At 63.9% G+C, this 15,665-nt stretch carries 16 protein-coding genes and 1 tRNA gene; 5 read left to right on the top strand and 12 right to left on the bottom strand.

Annotated features, from left to right (window positions below; all coding sequences use genetic code 11):
• Positions 1 to 9: 9 nt before the first annotated feature.
• From era to rpoZ, 7 genes are all read right to left on the bottom strand, one after another.
• Entirely contained in the window at positions 10 to 945 is a 936-nt protein-coding gene (gene era / locus V5279_RS25870) for a GTPase Era (protein WP_338689245.1), read from the bottom strand.
• Positions 938 to 1,759, bottom strand: a complete 822-nt coding sequence (gene rnc / locus V5279_RS25875; protein WP_338689248.1) for a ribonuclease III — start codon at positions 1,757 to 1,759, stop codon at positions 938 to 940. Before rnc ends, era begins: the two co-directional genes overlap by 8 nt.
• A complete protein-coding gene (lepB, locus tag V5279_RS25880; RefSeq protein WP_029081105.1) occupies positions 1,756 to 2,517 on the bottom strand; it encodes a signal peptidase I in 762 nt (253 codons plus the stop codon). The genes rnc and lepB overlap by 4 nt, the downstream gene beginning before the upstream one ends.
• 284 nt (positions 2,518 to 2,801) lie before the next feature.
• Positions 2,802 to 3,218, bottom strand: a complete 417-nt coding sequence (acpS, locus tag V5279_RS25885) for a holo-ACP synthase (protein WP_338689251.1) — start codon at positions 3,216 to 3,218, stop codon at positions 2,802 to 2,804.
• Positions 3,215 to 3,988: a pyridoxine 5'-phosphate synthase gene (locus V5279_RS25890; RefSeq protein WP_338689253.1), complete on the bottom strand. Its 774-nt coding sequence runs from the start codon at positions 3,986 to 3,988 to the stop codon at positions 3,215 to 3,217. The genes acpS and V5279_RS25890 overlap by 4 nt, the downstream gene beginning before the upstream one ends.
• Before the next feature lie 93 nt (positions 3,989 to 4,081).
• On the bottom strand, positions 4,082 to 6,373 hold the full coding sequence (locus V5279_RS25895; RefSeq protein WP_338689255.1) for a bifunctional (p)ppGpp synthetase/guanosine-3',5'-bis(diphosphate) 3'-pyrophosphohydrolase: 2,292 nt from the start codon (positions 6,371 to 6,373) through the stop codon (positions 4,082 to 4,084).
• Between the two features lie 206 nt (positions 6,374 to 6,579).
• Positions 6,580 to 6,972: a DNA-directed RNA polymerase subunit omega gene (gene rpoZ / locus V5279_RS25900; RefSeq protein ID WP_016844003.1), complete on the bottom strand. Its 393-nt coding sequence runs from the start codon at positions 6,970 to 6,972 to the stop codon at positions 6,580 to 6,582.
• A 360-nt stretch (positions 6,973 to 7,332) separates the two neighbouring features.
• Here rpoZ and V5279_RS25905 point away from each other — a divergent pair, with 360 nt between their 5' ends.
• Both V5279_RS25905 and V5279_RS25910 read left to right on the top strand, forming a co-directional pair.
• The gene (locus V5279_RS25905) at positions 7,333 to 7,968 is read left to right on the top strand and encodes an NYN domain-containing protein (RefSeq protein WP_029081102.1); all 636 of its coding nucleotides are present in this window, start codon (positions 7,333 to 7,335) and stop codon (positions 7,966 to 7,968) included.
• The gene (locus tag V5279_RS25910; RefSeq protein ID WP_166294464.1) at positions 7,949 to 8,608 is read left to right on the top strand and encodes a uracil-DNA glycosylase; all 660 of its coding nucleotides are present in this window, start codon (positions 7,949 to 7,951) and stop codon (positions 8,606 to 8,608) included. Before V5279_RS25905 ends, V5279_RS25910 begins: the two co-directional genes overlap by 20 nt.
• A 3-nt stretch (positions 8,609 to 8,611) precedes the next feature.
• Here V5279_RS25910 and V5279_RS25915 read toward each other — a convergent pair whose 3' ends face one another.
• The 5 genes from V5279_RS25915 to dapA form a co-directional block, all read right to left on the bottom strand.
• Positions 8,612 to 9,223: an LpxA family transferase gene (locus tag V5279_RS25915; protein WP_224741670.1), complete on the bottom strand. Its 612-nt coding sequence runs from the start codon at positions 9,221 to 9,223 to the stop codon at positions 8,612 to 8,614.
• 15 nt (positions 9,224 to 9,238) lie between these two features.
• A complete protein-coding gene (locus tag V5279_RS25920; protein WP_338689275.1) occupies positions 9,239 to 9,817 on the bottom strand; it encodes a peroxiredoxin in 579 nt (192 codons plus the stop codon).
• Between the two features lie 146 nt (positions 9,818 to 9,963).
• Positions 9,964 to 10,437 carry an SsrA-binding protein SmpB gene (gene smpB / locus V5279_RS25925; RefSeq protein WP_029081099.1) on the bottom strand — a complete coding sequence of 158 codons (474 nt, stop codon included), beginning with the start codon at positions 10,435 to 10,437 and terminating at the stop codon, positions 9,964 to 9,966.
• A 1-nt stretch (position 10,438) separates the two neighbouring features.
• A complete protein-coding gene (gene mscL / locus V5279_RS25930) occupies positions 10,439 to 10,855 on the bottom strand; it encodes a large conductance mechanosensitive channel protein MscL (RefSeq protein WP_166306627.1) in 417 nt (138 codons plus the stop codon).
• A gap of 59 nt (positions 10,856 to 10,914) precedes the next feature.
• Positions 10,915 to 11,805, bottom strand: coding sequence for a 4-hydroxy-tetrahydrodipicolinate synthase (gene dapA / locus V5279_RS25935; protein ID WP_338689278.1), 891 nt, complete (start codon positions 11,803 to 11,805; stop codon positions 10,915 to 10,917).
• 322 nt (positions 11,806 to 12,127) lie between these two features.
• Here dapA and V5279_RS25940 point away from each other — a divergent pair, with 322 nt between their 5' ends.
• The 3 genes from V5279_RS25940 to V5279_RS25950 all read left to right on the top strand — a co-directional run bounded on the left by V5279_RS25940 (position 12,128) and on the right by V5279_RS25950 (position 15,623).
• Entirely contained in the window at positions 12,128 to 14,596 is a 2,469-nt protein-coding gene (locus V5279_RS25940) for a lytic transglycosylase domain-containing protein (RefSeq protein ID WP_338701386.1), read from the top strand.
• Between the two features lie 229 nt (positions 14,597 to 14,825).
• Positions 14,826 to 14,919: transfer RNA gene (locus V5279_RS25945), tRNA-Ser, on the top strand.
• Between the two features lie 287 nt (positions 14,920 to 15,206).
• Positions 15,207 to 15,623, top strand: a complete 417-nt coding sequence (locus V5279_RS25950; protein WP_338689280.1) for a hypothetical protein — start codon at positions 15,207 to 15,209, stop codon at positions 15,621 to 15,623.
• Positions 15,624 to 15,665 lie beyond the last annotated feature (42 nt).

A 15,665-nucleotide genomic window follows, 5' to 3' on the forward strand; every position in this document is an offset into this window, starting at 1 on the left:
AACGCCGATCTATTCCTTGGGGAATTCCAGTCCCATTTCCCGGTAGCGGTCGGGATCGTCGCCCCAGTTCTCGCGCACCTTGACGAACAGGAACAGATGCACCGGCACGCCCATGATCTCGGCGAGCTCGGCGCGCGCCTGCGCGCCGATCGACTTGATAGTGGCGCCGCCCTTGCCGAGCACGATCTTGCGTTGGCTCTCGCGCTCGACATAGATCGTCTGCTCGATGCGGATCGACTTGTCCTTGCGGTCGGTCCAGCTGTCGGTCTCGACCGTCGACTGGTACGGCAATTCCTGATGCAGATGGCTGTAGATCTTCTCGCGCGTGATCTCGGCGGCCAGATGCCGCATCGGCGCGTCCGACATCTGGTCTTCGGGGTAGTGGAACGGCCCCTCGGGCACCATCTGCGCCAGCGTCCGCCGCAGATCGTCGACGCCATCCCCCGACAACGCCGAGATCATGAATGTGTGCTCGAAGCGCATGCGTTCGTTGGCGGCCTGCGCCATCGCGAGCAATTTTTCCCGCTGAACGAGGTCGACCTTGTTCAGCACCAGGATCTTGGGATGCGCGACGGATTCGAGCTTGGCCAGAATCGCCTGCGCCTCCTCGTCGATCCCAGCCTTGGCATCGAGCAGCACGCAGACGAGATCGGCGTCGTGCGCGCCGCTCCAGGCGGTCGACACCATGGCGCGGTCGAGCCGGCGCCGCGGCGCGAAGATGCCGGGCGTATCGACCAGGATGATCTGCGCATTGCCCTCGATCACGATGCCGCGGATCAGCGCGCGCGTGGTCTGCACCTTGCGCGAGACGATGGTGACCTTGGAGCCCACCAGCGCATTGACCAGCGTCGACTTGCCGACATTGGGCGCACCGATCAGCGCGACGAAGCCACAGCGCGTCGCGTCCCCCTGCCCCTCCGCCTGTCCCTTGGCTTCGTCAGTCATTGGTGCCGACGCCTTCACGCTCGATCATGGCGGATGCTGCTGCTTTCTCGGCTGCGCGCTTGTTGCCGCCGAGCCCCTCGGCGGAGGCCAGTCCCGGCAGGTCGACCGCAACGCGGAATTGCGGATCGTGGTGCGGGCCGGTGCGTTCGACCTCGCGATAGACCGGCGTCGGCAGTCCCTTGCCCTGCGCCCATTCCTGCAGCACGGTCTTGGGATCGCGCAGTGGCCGGCGCAGCTTGTGCATCCGTTCGGTCCAGTTGCGCTCGACGAACTGGCGCGCCGCCTCGTAGCCGCCGTCGAGAAAGATCGCGCCGATCACCGCTTCGCAGATGTCGCCGAGCACGGACTTGCGCAGCCGCGCGCCCTCGACCGCCTTCACCATGCCGAGCTTGATGTCCTCGAGCAGTCCGAGCGACTTGGCGACGTCGGCGCAGCTCTCCTTGCGCACGAGGTCGGCGAGCCGCTTCGACAATTCGCCCTCGTCGGCCTTCGGGAACGCCCGGAACAGCATGTCCGAGACGATCAGGCCGAGCACGTGGTCGCCGAGAAATTCCAGCCGCTGGTAGCTGTCGGCGCGGTTGCGGGTGGCGGGCTTCAGCGCGGAGACGTGGGTGAACGCGGTGGTCAGCAGCGCGGGATCCGAGAAATTGTACCCGATGCGCGCCTCGGTGCCGGCGATCGCGGCCTTCTCTTCGGCCGCCTTGGCGGCCTTGCTGCGCCGCTTCTTCGGCGCAGCCGTGCCATCCGCGGCAGGCGTCGGGCTCGGCTCGCCGGCGGGCGCTTGATCGTTGATGGCTGCGGTGTCGTCGTTCATCGCACGATGGAGAATAGGCGGTTCCACCGCACCGCGAACGGCCAGCGCCAGATCATCCAGGCCTGCTCGCCCTCGGCGATCGAGAAGAAGATCATCTGGGCCCGCCCGATGATGTTCTCGAACGGCACGTAGCCGACCTGCGACAGGAAGCGGCTGTCGGTGGAATTGTCGCGGTTGTCGCCCATCATGAAGAAATGCCCGGGCGGAACGGTGTAGACGATGGTGTTGTCCATGTAGCTGTTGTCGGTGCAGTCCAGCGCCTCATAGCTGACGCCGTTCGGCAGGGTTTCCTTCCAGCGCTTGACGCGGGCGGTGGCATCCGCCGAGCCGCAAGGGTCCTCGCCGATGAAGTCGCTCAGCCGTTCCCGCTTGATCGGCTCATCATTGATGTAGAGCAGCCCGTTCCTGACCTCGATCCGGTCGCCCGGCAGTCCGATGACGCGCTTGATGTAGTCGGTGGAGTCGTCGCGCGGCAGGCGAAACACCACGATGTCGCCGCGGTTCGGCTCCGAGCCGAAGATGCGCCCCGAGAAGATGTTCGGCGAGAACGGGATCGAATAATGGCTATAGCCGTAGGAATATTTCGACACGAACAGGTAGTCGCCCACCAACAACGTCGCCTTCATCGAGCCCGACGGGATGTTGAACGGCTGGAACAGGAAGGTGCGGATGACGAGCGCGATTAGAAGGGCATGGATGACGACGCGGATGGTCTCGCCAAAGCCGCTCTCAGATTTGGTCCCGGTGGTCGCGCTCATTGCTTTCCCAATTCCCGCGGGCCCAGATACCCGCGCGGTGGCAGAACGTTCTCTCCACGCGAAGCGCTCGATCCCCGCGTGAGGAAAATGGCCTTGATTCTGATCTTGAGGGCAAATCCCGACCTAAACCCGAAATTCGCGTCTCGCTCGATATACCCAGCGGCGTTTTAGACGGTTGTTCGCAAGGGCGCAATCAATCGCCGCCTCAAAACTTCGCAATTCATTGAAATGTCAATGATTTTTTAGTTTGCTGAAGTTTTCCGGCCGATTCCGGCGCCCTGCGCTCATCTGGCCGGAGCAACCGCCGAAATTATGACGAAGGCCTGCGCCAGCGGCCAATCGTCTGTGATCGAAAGGTCGATCTGCGCCTGCATGCCCTCGGGCGTCATTTCCTGGAGCCGGGCCAGCGCCCCGCCGGTCAGCCGCATCGACGGCCGCCCTCCCGGCAGGTTCACCACCCCCATGTCCTTCCACCACACCCCGCGCCGGATACCGGTGCCGAGCGCCTTGGAGCAGGCCTCCTTGGCGGCGAAGCGCTTGGCGTAGGTCGCCACCACCATCTTCTCATTGTTGGCCCGGCGCATCGCCTTGGCGCGCTCGGCATCGGTGAAGATGCGATCGAGGAATCGCTCGCCATGGCGCTCGATCACCTTCGCGACCCGCGTGATATCGATCAGGTCGGAGCCGATGCCGATGATCATGCGCCGACTGCGCCTTGCGCCCTGGCGCGGCCGCGGTCCATCGCCGCGCGCATCTCGCGCACCGTCCCGGCGATGCCGACGAACAGCGCCTCGCCCATCATGAAGTAACCGATGTTCAGCTCGCGAATCTCGGGCAGCGCGGAAATCGTCTCCGCGGTCTCATAGTCGAGCCCATGGCCGGCATGGACCTCGAGCCCGGCCGCCTGCGCGAGCTTGGCGCCATCGACGATGCGCTTCCATTCGGCCTCCGCCTTGTCGGCGTGGCCGTCGACCACGGCGTCGCACCAGCCGCCGGTATGGATCTCGATCACGGGTGCCTTCAGCTTCGCCGCCATCTCGATCTGCCTTGGATCGGCGGCGATGAACAGCGAGACCCGGATGCCGGCATCATTGAGCCGCGCGATGAACGGCGCCAGCGCATTGTGCTGGCCGACCACGTCGAGGCCACCTTCGGTGGTGAGTTCCTGGCGCCGCTCCGGCACCAGGCAGACGGCGTGGGGCTTGGTGGCGAGCGAAATCCGCAGCATGTCGTCGGTCGCCGCCATCTCGAAATTCAGCGGCTTGGAGATCTCGGCCTTGAGCCGTGCCATGTCCTCGTCGCGGATGTGACGGCGATCCTCGCGCAAATGCGCGGTGATGCCGTCGGCGCCGGCTTCGATCGCGGCGAGCGCCAGCCGCACCGGATCGGGCCGCGCCCCGCCGCGCGCATTGCGCAAGGTCGCGACGTGATCGACATTGATACCGAGGCGCAGCGGAGGAGCTTTTGACATTTCTTGGACCTGCAAATCTAACTCGTGATGCGCGGGCATAGCCGTCCGGAGGACGGCGTCGCTTCCGCTCGCCTATGCCCCGCGCATCCATATTCAACCATTGACGCGCTCGACCTTTGCGACGACGGCCTTGGCGCGCAACTGCGCGATGATAGCGAGGAGATGCTTGAGGTCATAGACCTCAAGATCGATGGTCAGCTCCGTAAAATCCGGCGACTGGCGCGACATGTGGATGTTGTCGATATTGCCGTCGTGCTCGGCGATCACGGTGGCGATCTGGGCGAGGCTGCCGGGCTCGTTGACATTGTGGACCAGGATGCGCGCCGGGAACCGCTGCGGCATGGTCTCGTCGATGTCCCAGCGCACGTCGAGCCAGCGCTCCGGCTCCTCCTCGAAATCCTTCAGCGCCGGCGACTGGATCGGATAGATCGTGATCCCCTCGCCCGGCGTCACGATGCCGACGATCCTGTCGCCCGGCACGGCACCGCCGTTCGGCGCGAATTTCACCGGCAGGTCGGAATTGATGCCGCGCACCGGGATCACCGAGGTGGCGCGCGCCGGATGCGGCGGGGTCTGCGTCTTCAGCTTGGCGGCGAGCCCCTTCTTGGCGCCATAGCGCACCAGGCGCTCTTCCTTGTAGTCGGGATACATCGCGCGCGCGACATCGGAAGCCTTGATCTCGCCGCGCCCGACCGAGGCCATCACGTCCTCGATCGAGGTCCGCGCGAGCCGCGGCAATGCGCCCTTCAGCTTGTCGTCGGCATATTCGATCTTGGCGCGGGCAAACAGGCGGTCGACGATGCGGCGGCCGAGGCCGGCATACTGGTCGCGTACGGCATCACGGGTGGCACGCCGGATCGCGGCGCGCGCCTTGCCGGTGCGGGCGAGCGCTTCCCAGGCCGACGGCGGCGCCGACTGCGCCTTCGAGGTCAGCACCTCGACCTCGTCACCATTCTGCAGCTCGGAGGACAGCGGCGCGAACTTGCCATTGATCTTGCAGCCGACCGCGCTGTTGCCGACACCGGTGTGCACGGCATAGGCGAAATCGATCACATTGGCGTTGCGCGGCAGCGCGATCAGCTTGCCCTTCGGCGTGAAGCAGAACACCTGGTCGTGGAAAAGCTCGAGCTTGGTGTGCTCCAGAAACTCTTCCGGGTTGGCGCTTTCCGAAAGGATGCCGATGGTGTGGCGCAGCCAAGCGAAGGCGTTGGACTCGTGCTTCATCCGCTCGTGCGGCGAGCCCGCCCCTTCCTTGTAGAAGGCGTGCGCGGCGATGCCGAACTCGGCGATCTGGTTCATCTCCTCGGTGCGGATCTGCAGCTCGACGCGCTGCTTGCCCGGACCGATCACGGTGGTGTGGATCGAGCGGTAGTCGTTCTGCTTCGGCGTCGAGATGTAGTCCTTGAAGCGGCCCGGCACCACCGGCCAGGTGGTGTGGACGATGCCGAGCGCGCGGTAGCAGGCACCGACATCGTCGAGGATGACGCGGAAGCCGTAGATGTCGGACAGTTGCTCGAAGCCGACCGACTTGCGCTCCATCTTGGTCCAGATCGAAAACGGCTGCTTGCGGCGACCGAACACCCGCGCGGTGATGCCGTTCTTCTGGAGGTTCTTGGAGAGCTGGCTTTCGATCTCGCCGATCAAATTGCGGTTGCGCTCGGCCAGCGCGTCGAGCCGCTGCTTGACCACGGCATAGGCCTCGGGATCGAGCACGAAGAAGGACAGGTCCTCGAGCTCCTCGCGCATCTCCTGCATACCCATGCGGCCGGCGAGCGGCGCATAGATGTCCAGCGTCTCGTCGGCGATGCGGCGGCGCGAGGCCGGCGGCACGAATTCCAGCGTGCGCATGTTGTGCAGGCGGTCGGCGAGCTTGATCAGCAACACGCGGACGTCGTCAGCAATCGCCAGCAACAGCTTGCGCAGATTCTCGGCCTGCTTGGCCTCGCGCGACACCAGCTCCAGCCGCTTCAGCTTGGTCAGGCCTTCGACCAGCGCCCCGATCTCGTGGCCGAAGACATGGTCGATCTCGGCGCGCGTCGCCTCGGTGTCCTCGATCGTGTCGTGCAGCAGGGCCGCGACGATCGTGGCATCGTCGAGCTTGAGGTTGGTGAGGATCGCGGCGACCTCGAGCGGATGCGAGAAATAGGGATCGCCGGAGGCACGGGTCTGCGTGCCGTGCGCTTTCATGGCGTAGACATAGGCGCGGTTGAGCAGGTCCTCGTTGGTATCGGGGTTATAGGAGCGGACGCGCTCGACAAGGTCATATTGTCGCATCATGCGCGTCCGCGGCTTGGCCGGCCGCTCCGCCGCGGACGACGTCGGCGCCACCGCGACCGTTTCGGTTGCAGCCTGCATCTGGATGGAACTGCGGCGTCGATACGCCATGAACGCGATGCCTCTCCCGCGGGACCAGAACGTCCCACCTTGCTCAATCTAGTGCGCTTTCGAATGAAGCAGCACCCTGCGCGGGCCTTGGAACCGTTCAATTTCCCGCGCCCGTATAGGACGCACCGTAACAGCGAAATTGTCAACAAAAGCAAAGGCCCGGAGCAATGTCCGGGCCTTTTTCAAATCAATCCGAAACGAGGAGCTTATTCGTCTTCCTCGGGCTGCTCTTCCGGGGGCGCCAGGCCTTCGAGGCCCTTCAGCAGCTCTTCCTCAGTCATCCGCTCGACCGCGACCTCGGTATCGTCTGCATCAACGCTGGCACCGGCGGAACCGATCAGCGGCACGGTGTCGGGCTCGGGCTCGTCGACCTCGACGAACTTCTGCAGCGAGTGCACGAGTTCCTCTTTCAGGTCTTCCGGCGAGATCGTCGAATCGGCGATCTCCCGCAGCGAGACCACCGGGTTCTTGTCGTTGTCGCGATCAACCGTGAGTTGCGAGCCCGACGAGATCATCCGGGCGCGATGCGCAGCCAACAGGACGAGGTCGAAACGATTGTCGACCTTATCAATGCAATCTTCGACGGTGACGCGAGCCATCTCGAGGCGCTCCGTGGTAAAAGGGACCGAACATGTTGGTTATGAGGGTTAGTTATAGGGCTAGCCCCGGTTTCGCAAGGTAAAATTTGTGATTTGCCTTCCCAACAGGCTCTGATAACCCGGTCTGCCGGGGCCAGAAGGGCCGGAGCGTCTGACGACATGGCTAGGTTGCTGTCCCAGACAAGTAAATCTCTTCATTGCAATGTCAAAGGTCTAGGCTTTTTGCCCTCGCCTCACCATAATTGCGGTGGTGACTGTCGTGGGGAAAGATTCACAGAACTTTAGGCAGCAACGCAGGAAATTGCGCGCGGTCGTTCGCCGCTGCGCTAAAAACACTAACAACCACGCGAGAACACTTTGATGTCGTCACCTGTTTCCAACAAGATCGCGCTCTTCATCGACGGAGCCAATCTGTACGCAACCGCAAAGACGCTGGGCTTCGACATCGACTACAAGCGCCTCCTCAAGGAATTCCAGAGTCGGGGCACTCTGCTGCGGGCGTTCTACTACACGGCGATCATTGAGGATCAGGAGTATTCGTCGATCCGTCCGCTGATCGACTGGCTCGACTACAACGGCTACACCGTCGTCACCAAGGCCACCAAGGAATTCATCGACGCCAGTGGCCGCCGCAAGGTGAAGGGCAATATGGACATCGAGCTCGCGGTCGATGCCATGGAACTCGCCGAACACATCGACCAGATGATCCTGTTTTCCGGCGATGGCGACTTCCGTTCCCTGGTCGAGGCGGTGCAGCGCCGCGGCGTCCGCGTCACCGTCATCTCCACCATTGCCAGCCAGCCGCCGATGATCGCCGACGAGCTGCGTCGCCAGGCCGACGTCTTCACCGACCTCGTCGAGCTGCAATCCAAGCTCGGCCGCGATCCGTCCGAACGTCCGGCCCCGCGCGAACCGCGTCACCACTCCCCGCAATTCCTGCAGCGCGCGACCACCACAATGGCCCCACGGGGAGCCGATGACGATTTCGACGAGTAACCTCGTCGCCGCACCTACGCGCCCCGACAGCAACTGTCAGCTCTGTGTCAGGCTGGCCGACTTCCGCGCACAAGCGCGGGCCCTCCACCCGGACTGGTTCAACTCGCCGGTGGAGTCTTTCGGCGACCCAAATGCGCGGCTGTTGATCGTCGGGCTCGCGCCGGGCATGCAGGGCGCCAACCGCACCGGCCGTCCCTTCACCGGCGACTATGCCGGTGATCTGCTCTACGCGACCCTGCTCGAATATGGCTTCGCCAGCGGCGTCTATCAGGCGCGCCCGGACGACGGCCTCAAGCTGGTCGACAGCCGGATCAGCAACGCGGTGCGTTGCGTGCCGCCGCAGAACAAGCCGCTGCCGGCCGAGATCAACACCTGCCGGCAATTCCTGAGCGCCACCATCGCCACGATGCCGAAGCTGCGCGCGATCGTGCTGCTCGGGCGAATCGCCCACGAATCGACGTTGAAGGCGCTGGCCATCCGGCTGGCTGCGGCGCCCTTTGTGCACGGTGCAGTGCATAGCGCTGGCACCTTTAAGCTCTACGACAGCTATCACTGCTCGCGTTACAACACGAACACGGGCGTGTTGACGACCGACATGTTCCGCAAGGTCTTCGCGACCGTGCGGAAGGACCTCGGTTAGGGATCAGCCCTCGCCGACCGCCTGATCGATCAGCGACAGGCGCTTCACAACCGTTGCGGGCGCCAGGATTGCGCCCGGCGCGACAACCGCGTTAGCGCCGATCCTTGTTCGGTCGCCAACGAGGGCGCCAAACTTTTCGACTCCCGTCTCAAGCCGTGTGCCCTTGTGGAAGAACGAAATCATCGGCCTGACCAATTCGTTTCGGTAGTTGGCGATGATCGATCCTGCCTCAAGATTGACCCCGCTGCCGAGAAGGCTGTCTCCAACGAAGTTGAAATGAGCGAGCTTTGAGCCTGTGAAGACGAATGAGGACTTCAGCTCGGCTCCAGGCCCAAGAATGCAATTGGCCTCCAACCAGCAGCCGCCGCGGACGTACGCGCCTGCGGCAATGAAGCAACCTGGCCCAACGATGGCCGGCCCCTTGACGACGGCACCACCCTCGATCGTTGACGTACAATGCACGGCAACACCATCGGCGATCGCGTAACCGTCACGCAAGCCACCCAGCAGACGCTCGACAATTCCAACCGCGCCGAGCGTCAACTCCCACGGCATGCTCTCGGCGAATTCTCCGAGCGCAGACGAGCCAAACCCGGCGATGTACTCGTCGATCACCGGCGTTCCCGACATCTACTTGACCGGATGTTCCCTGAGCCACCCCAGCACATCGTCGGCGTTCCGATCCGGCGGAAACACCGGATAGAATACCTGCGTGATGCGAGCGTCGTCGATCACAAGTGCGAGCCGCTTGATCAGCGTCAGCCCGGCAACCGACATGGTCGGTAACCTCAAGGCCTTCGTCAGTTCCAGCGCTTCGTCGGACAGCACCGGGAACGGCAGGTGCAGGCGTGACGCCATTTCGGTCTGGTACGCATTGCTTTGGGTCGACAGCCCGAACACCTGGGCGGCCCCGGACGCCTTGAGCTCGGCGAACAGGTCACGGAACGCGCAGGTTTGCGGCGTACAGCCGCGGGCGCCGGGGATCATGTCCCAATCATCGACCAGCCCGATCTTGCCGGGCTCGCCGGTTCGTGGATAGGCGAACACCACGGTGCGGCCCTCGAGCGCCGACAACGTGACCGACGTGTCGTTGGTGGCGCGCAAGGTCACCGGCCGGATCGTCATGCCGGTCAGATGCGCCGCGCCGCCGTCGTCCGTGGGCGGTGGGATCTTGCTCCAGTCGACATCGGTCAGGCTGCTCTGGCTCATCGCCCAAATCTCCGTGGGTCGTCATTGCGAGCCAACGGGTCGCGCCAACGCGCGCCCGATGATAAACTTAGCGAAGCAATCCATAGCGCCGCAGTGGATGGATGGATTGCTTCGTCGCTTCGCTCCTCGCAATGACGGCTTGAATTCTATCCTCGCGCCCGCATCAGGCGGCCCTTCTCGCGGCCCCAGTCGCGCTTCTTCTCGGACTCGCGCTTGTCGTGCAGCTTCTTGCCCTTGGCGATCGCGAGCAGCAGTTTGGCACGGCCGCGCTCGTTGAAGTACAGCTTCAGCGGAATGAGCGTCATGCCCTCGCGGTCGACAGCGCCGAGCAGCTTGTTGATCTGCTTGCGATGCAGCAGCAGCTTGCGCGGCCGCTTCGGCTCGTGGTTGAAGCGGTTGGCCTGCAGATACTCGGGGATATTGGCGTTGATGAGCCATATCTCGCCGTTCTTGGAATCCGCATAGGATTCCGCGATCGTGCTCTTGCCGCTGCGGATCGATTTCACCTCGGTGCCGGTCAGCGAGATGCCGGCCTCGATCGTATCCTCGATGGCGTAGTTGAAGCGGGCCTTTCGGTTTTCGGCGACAACCTTGATCGGACGTTCGTTCTTGTCGGCCACTTTAGCCCTTCTTGAGGAGGTCGCGGATTTCCGTCAGCAGCACGACCTCGTCGGACGGCTTCGGCGGCTCGGCGGCCTTGGCCTCATCCTTGCGCTTGAACTGGTTCATGGCACGGATGACCAGGAACAGCACGAAGGCGATGATCAGGAAGTTGAGCGTCAACGTCAGGAAGTTGCCCCAGGCCAGCACCGCCCCCTGCTTCTTGGCGTCGGCCAGGTTGGTCGCGTTGACCGCCTTGGAAAGTCCGGTGAAATAGTTGGAGAAATCGAGCCCGCCCGTGATCGCGCCGATGATCGGCATGATGATGTCGCCGACCAGCGAGGTGACGATCGCGCCGAAGGCTGCGCCGATGATGACGCCGACGGCGAGGTCGACGACATTGCCCTTCATGGCGAATTCGCGGAATTCCTTCAGCATGCCCACCCCCTTCTCTTCGACATTGCGCACGGCATTGTTCACGGCAGGTCCGGTCCGGCTCAGTTGATCAGGCCGGCATGCACCATGGCGCTGCGGACAGCAGTACGGGTCGCTTCGGTGACCGGCACCATCGGCAGGCGCAGCTTCTCGTCCAGCTTGCCGAGCAGCGACATCGCATACTTCACCGGCGCCGGGTTGCTCTCGATGAACAGATTGGTGTGCAGCGGCATCAGCTTGTCATGGATCTTCAGCGCCGTGGTGACGTCGCCCTTCTGCCAGGCGGTCTGGAATTCCGAGCACAGCCGCGGCGCGACGTTCGAGGTCACCGAGATGCAGCCATGGCCGCCATGCGCCATGTAGCCGATGATGGTCGCGTCCTCGCCGGACAGCTGGTTGAAGTCCTCGCCCATCGCGGCGCGCTGCTGCGAGACCCGCACCATGCTCGCGGTCGCATCCTTGACGCCGGCGATGTTCTTCAGCTCGAACAGCCGCTTCATGGTGTCGACCGACATGTCGATCACCGAGCGCGGCGGGATGTTGTAGATGATGATCGGAATGCCGATCGCATCGTTGATCGCCTTGAAGTGCTGGTACATGCCTTCCTGGGTCGGCTTGTTGTAGTACGGAGTCACGACCAGCACCGCGTTGGCCCCTGCCTTCTCCGCGTGCTCGGCGAGCTCGATCGCTTCCTTGGTCGAATTCGAGCCGGCGCCGGCGATCACGGGCACCCGTCCCTTGGCCTCCTCGATGCACCACTCGACCACCCGCTTGTGCTCGTCATGGCTGAGCGTCGGGCTCTCGCCTGTCGTGCCGACCGGCACCAGGCCGTGCGTGCCCTCGGCGATCTGCCAGTTCACGAGGCTGCGGAAGGCCGCCTCGTCCACCGCGCCGTTCTTGAAGGGCGTCACCAAGGCAGTGAATGACCCCCGGAATTTTGTCTTGGCTGCCATGGACTTCCTCCAAACGCTTCAGGCTATAGGCTAGGTCGACGGACCGTTCTTGTTGGCGCGCTTCGCGTCCGTGTGACCGGCACCGCTCGATGCGAAACGCCACGAAAGGCAATTCATATCGGGTCTGGCCGACAGGCGAAAGGGCCGCACCGTACCTATTCCCAGCCGGTTCCAGCCGCGATTTTGCCGTGGTGCTGGCGCAAACAACCGCACCGGCAGACTTCTTAGTATTTTGTCTACGTTTTCAATCAAATAAGAAACCCATGTAAGAAACCCATGGCCCGAACGACCAGATGATTCGAGGCCGCAGAGGACTTTCGTGATCCGTTCCGCCCGCGCAGGCACTTTGCGATCGACGGCGCTGGCGACGAGCCTCGCGCTCGTTGTCGGCCTTACCGCTGTCACGGCCGATGCATGGGCCACCACGGATACGCCAGCAACACAGCCGGCTGCCGACAACGCCGCTCCCAAAGCCGCGACTCCCAAGGCCGCCACTCCCAAAGCCGCGGCACCGAAGTCTGCCGCTCCCAAGGCGGCTGCTCCCAATGCCGACGCTCCCAAGGCGGCTGCTTCAAAGCCAGCCGCAACCAAGAGCGACTCCGCAAAGACCGACGCCGCGAAGACAACTGCTTCCAAGTCCGGCGCAGCCAAGACGGACGCCAAGACCGTTCATCCCAAGACCACCGATTCCAAGAGCACGGGGTCAAAGACCGACACGCACAAGACCACCGCGCCCAAGACCGCCTCGCCCGCTTCGACGGGAAGTCTGCCAAAGAAACCGGCGCCCGCCAGCGTCGCCGCCCCCGCGCTGGTTCCCGCGACCCGCCAGCATGCCGCCCCTGTCGTGCGCAAGCCAGTGGTGCCTGCGGCGGTGGCCGCGACATCGTCGACGTCGCAGTCAGACAAGGACGCGCTCGCCAACGTCGTCGAGCTGCTGCGCAAGCGCAGGCCTTCCGACGCCACCGAGGCCGAGGCCTCGATCTCCGATCCGGTCGCGCGCAAACTTGCCGAATGGCTGATCCTGCGCAGCGAGGACAATGGCGCCTCGGTCGAGCGCTACCGCAGCTTCCTCGACGCCAATCCGAGCTGGCCCTCGCAGACCTTCCTGCGCCGCCGCATCGAGGCCTCGCTGTGGGATGATCGTCGCGACGATTCCGCGGTCTGGGCCTGGTTCCAGAATGAATCACCGGTTTCGGCCAAGGGCCGGCTCGCGCTCGCCAAGGTGATGATCGGCCGCGGCGACCGCGGCAATGCCGAGCGCCTGGTCCGCGAGGCCTGGCGCAACGACGGGATGAGCGAGGATACCGAAACCACCGCGCTCGATCTGTTCGGCTCGTTCCTCACCGCCGGCGACCACAAGGCGCGCATGGACACCATGCTCTACGGCACCGACAACGAGGCTGCCGGCATGCGCGAGGCCAAGCGGCTCGGCTCCGGTTACGTGGCGCTCGCCAAGGCCCGCATCGCCGCCACCCGCAAGGGCTCGAACCTCCGCGCACTGCTGGAAGCGGTGCCGGACGAACTCTCCGGCGACACCGGCTACCTGTTCGCGAAGATTCAGTTGCTTCGCCGCGAGGAGAAATTCGCTGAGGCTGCGCGGCTGATGCTGAGTGCGCCGAAGGAGGCCTCCCGCCTCTACAATGTCGACGAATGGTGGATCGAGCGCCGGCTGCTGGCGCGCAAGATGATCGACACCAACGAGTTTCGCACCGCCTATCTGATCGCGCGCGATGCGGCGCTGCCGGCCCGCGACATCTACAAGACCGAGCAGGAATTCACCGCCGGCTGGATCGCGCTGCGCTTCCTCAACGATCCCGCCCTCGCCGCCCAGCATTTCGCGCGGATCGGCGTCGGCAGCGCCAACCCGACCGCGCTGGCGCGTGCCGGCTATTGGCAGGGCCGCGCCGCGGAAGCCGCCGGCCGCGGCCAGGAGGCTCGCGCCGCCTATGCACGCGCGGCCGAACAATCCACCAGCTACTACGGACAGCTGGCGCGCGCAAAACTCGGCCTGCCGCAGATCGAGCTGAACAGCGCGCCGCGCGGCCGCGGCGCCGATCGGCTGGAGATCGTACGCGCAGTGGCGCTGCTGTACGAGATCGACGCGCGCGAGCTCGCGATCCCGATCTACGGCGACCTCGGCGACAATGGCGATCCGGAAGCGCTGGCCGGCCTCGGCGAGCTGACCGCACGCAACGGCGACGCACGCGGCATGCTGCTGATGGGCAAGTCCGCGCTCAACCGCGGACTGCCGTTCGACCACTACGCCTATCCGGTCAACGGCATTCCGTCGTTCCGCCAGGTCGGGCCGGAGGTCGAGCAGAGCGTCGTCTACGCGATTGCGCGCCAGGAGAGCGCGTTCAATCCGGCCGTGGTGTCGCCGGCCCAGGCCTACGGCCTGATGCAGGTGACGCCCGACGCCGGACGTTACGTCTGCAAGCGCGCCGGCATCGGCTTCGACCTCAACCGGATGAAGACCGACCCGGTCTACAACGCGACGCTTGGCGCCGCCGAGCTCGGCGGCCTGCTTGAGGACTATCGCGGCTCCTACATCCTGACCTTCGCCGCCTACAATGCCGGCCGCGGCAGCGTGAAGAAGTGGATCGAGCGCTACGGCGACCCGCGCGATCCCAAGGTCGACGCGGTCGACTGGGTCGAGCTGATTCCGTTCTCGGAGACGCGGAACTACGTCCAGCGCATCATGGAGAACCTGCAGGTCTATCGCGCCCGCTTCGGCGGCGGGACCCGGTTGCAGATCGAGGCCGACCTGCACCGCGGCGCCAGCGTGGAATGACCCGGCGGGAGCGGTTTTCAACAGGCTTGCGCCGGATCGCGGCCGAATCCTGACGCAACTCATTGTTATAGTTAGAATTTCGTACGATTGGCCGCGTCAGCCCCTCCCGATTGGCGCTGGATATAAAGGCTCCAGGGCGGCCGGCGGCGCAGCTGCCACCAAATCACCTTGTCGCAATCTGAATCTGCCGCTTGCGGCTCAGCGCCCTCTCGGGCATATCGGCGCCATTGGAGACGTGGCCGAGTGGCTGAAGGCGGCGGTTTGCTAAACCGTTATAGGCTTGTAAAGGCCTATCGAGGGTTCGAATCCCTCCGTCTCCGCCAGTCTTTCCCTATAAGCTGTTGGGATTTCTTGATAATTTGCGAGAGAAAAAGCGCTCGGCCCTATCATGAGCCCCAGCAATCGCTAAGCCATCAGACCCGGGACATCGTCAGTCTGATTTGCGTAAAAAGTTTTACCGCCGCTGTGGGAAATCCTGCTTGCGCGCGCCGCTTGCGCCCCCCCCCCCGTGCCCTTACGGGGTTGCGCTCCACCAAATTTGAGTTCGGATGAGGCTTTTCGGCCGGGGAGCGAACAATGTGTTGCTTGGTCGCTGAGGAGACGCTTCTAGATGAATGCATCATCGTCCGAGAGCACCCTGCAAGAACACATGGCGTTGCTTGCGCGCGTGGTGGCGAGATTTGTGTCGAGCGGCTTGATGACACACGAGATCGATACGCGCGGTGTTGAGAAATTTCTCGGAACGAAGGAAGACATGGCTCTCTTCGCCGACGTCCTTACGTGGATGCTCGACGAAGGGATTATCCGAGCCAAGGGCGCGAGCAAGAATTTGAATGGCGTGATGCACCTCACAGGTGCGCAACTGACGGCGAAAGGCCTGTCCATCGTTAAACAACCTCTCCCGACCGGCGACACTGTCGAGAAGAGGATTCAAAACGCCGATGGCGGAAACTCGACCTGGTCTAACATCGGAGACTTGATCGGCGGCATCGCCGGCGGACTGATCAAGTCGGTTTCGTCGGGCTAGACGCTGGCAACGTGACCATGAACTGCGTCGGTCGACCTGAAC

The organism is Bradyrhizobium sp. 26S5 (assembly GCF_036923295.1).
In the GTDB taxonomy this organism is placed as follows: domain Bacteria; phylum Pseudomonadota; class Alphaproteobacteria; order Rhizobiales; family Xanthobacteraceae; genus Bradyrhizobium; species Bradyrhizobium septentrionale.

What these genes read in the sequence shown, in the direction of transcription:
- era (WP_338689245.1), bottom strand. Translation starts at nt 945, where the DNA reads ATGACTGACGAAGCCAAGGGACAGGCGGAGGGGCAGGGGGACGCGACG.
- rnc (WP_338689248.1), bottom strand. Translation starts at nt 1,759, where the DNA reads ATGAACGACGACACCGCAGCCATCAACGATCAAGCGCCCGCCGGCGAG.
- lepB (WP_029081105.1), bottom strand. Translation starts at nt 2,517, where the DNA reads ATGAGCGCGACCACCGGGACCAAATCTGAGAGCGGCTTTGGCGAGACC.
- acpS (WP_338689251.1), bottom strand. Translation starts at nt 3,218, where the DNA reads ATGATCATCGGCATCGGCTCCGACCTGATCGATATCACGCGGGTCGCG.
- V5279_RS25890 (WP_338689253.1), bottom strand. Translation starts at nt 3,988, where the DNA reads ATGTCAAAAGCTCCTCCGCTGCGCCTCGGTATCAATGTCGATCACGTC.
- V5279_RS25895 (WP_338689255.1), bottom strand. Translation starts at nt 6,373, where the DNA reads ATGGCGTATCGACGCCGCAGTTCCATCCAGATGCAGGCTGCAACCGAA.
- rpoZ (WP_016844003.1), bottom strand. Translation starts at nt 6,972, where the DNA reads ATGGCTCGCGTCACCGTCGAAGATTGCATTGATAAGGTCGACAATCGT.
- V5279_RS25905 (WP_029081102.1), top strand. Translation starts at nt 7,333, where the DNA reads ATGTCGTCACCTGTTTCCAACAAGATCGCGCTCTTCATCGACGGAGCC.
- V5279_RS25910 (WP_166294464.1), top strand. Translation starts at nt 7,949, where the DNA reads ATGACGATTTCGACGAGTAACCTCGTCGCCGCACCTACGCGCCCCGAC.
- V5279_RS25920 (WP_338689275.1), bottom strand. Translation starts at nt 9,817, where the DNA reads ATGAGCCAGAGCAGCCTGACCGATGTCGACTGGAGCAAGATCCCACCG.
- mscL (WP_166306627.1), bottom strand. Translation starts at nt 10,855, where the DNA reads ATGCTGAAGGAATTCCGCGAATTCGCCATGAAGGGCAATGTCGTCGAC.
- dapA (WP_338689278.1), bottom strand. Translation starts at nt 11,805, where the DNA reads ATGGCAGCCAAGACAAAATTCCGGGGGTCATTCACTGCCTTGGTGACG.
- V5279_RS25950 (WP_338689280.1), top strand. Translation starts at nt 15,207, where the DNA reads ATGAATGCATCATCGTCCGAGAGCACCCTGCAAGAACACATGGCGTTG.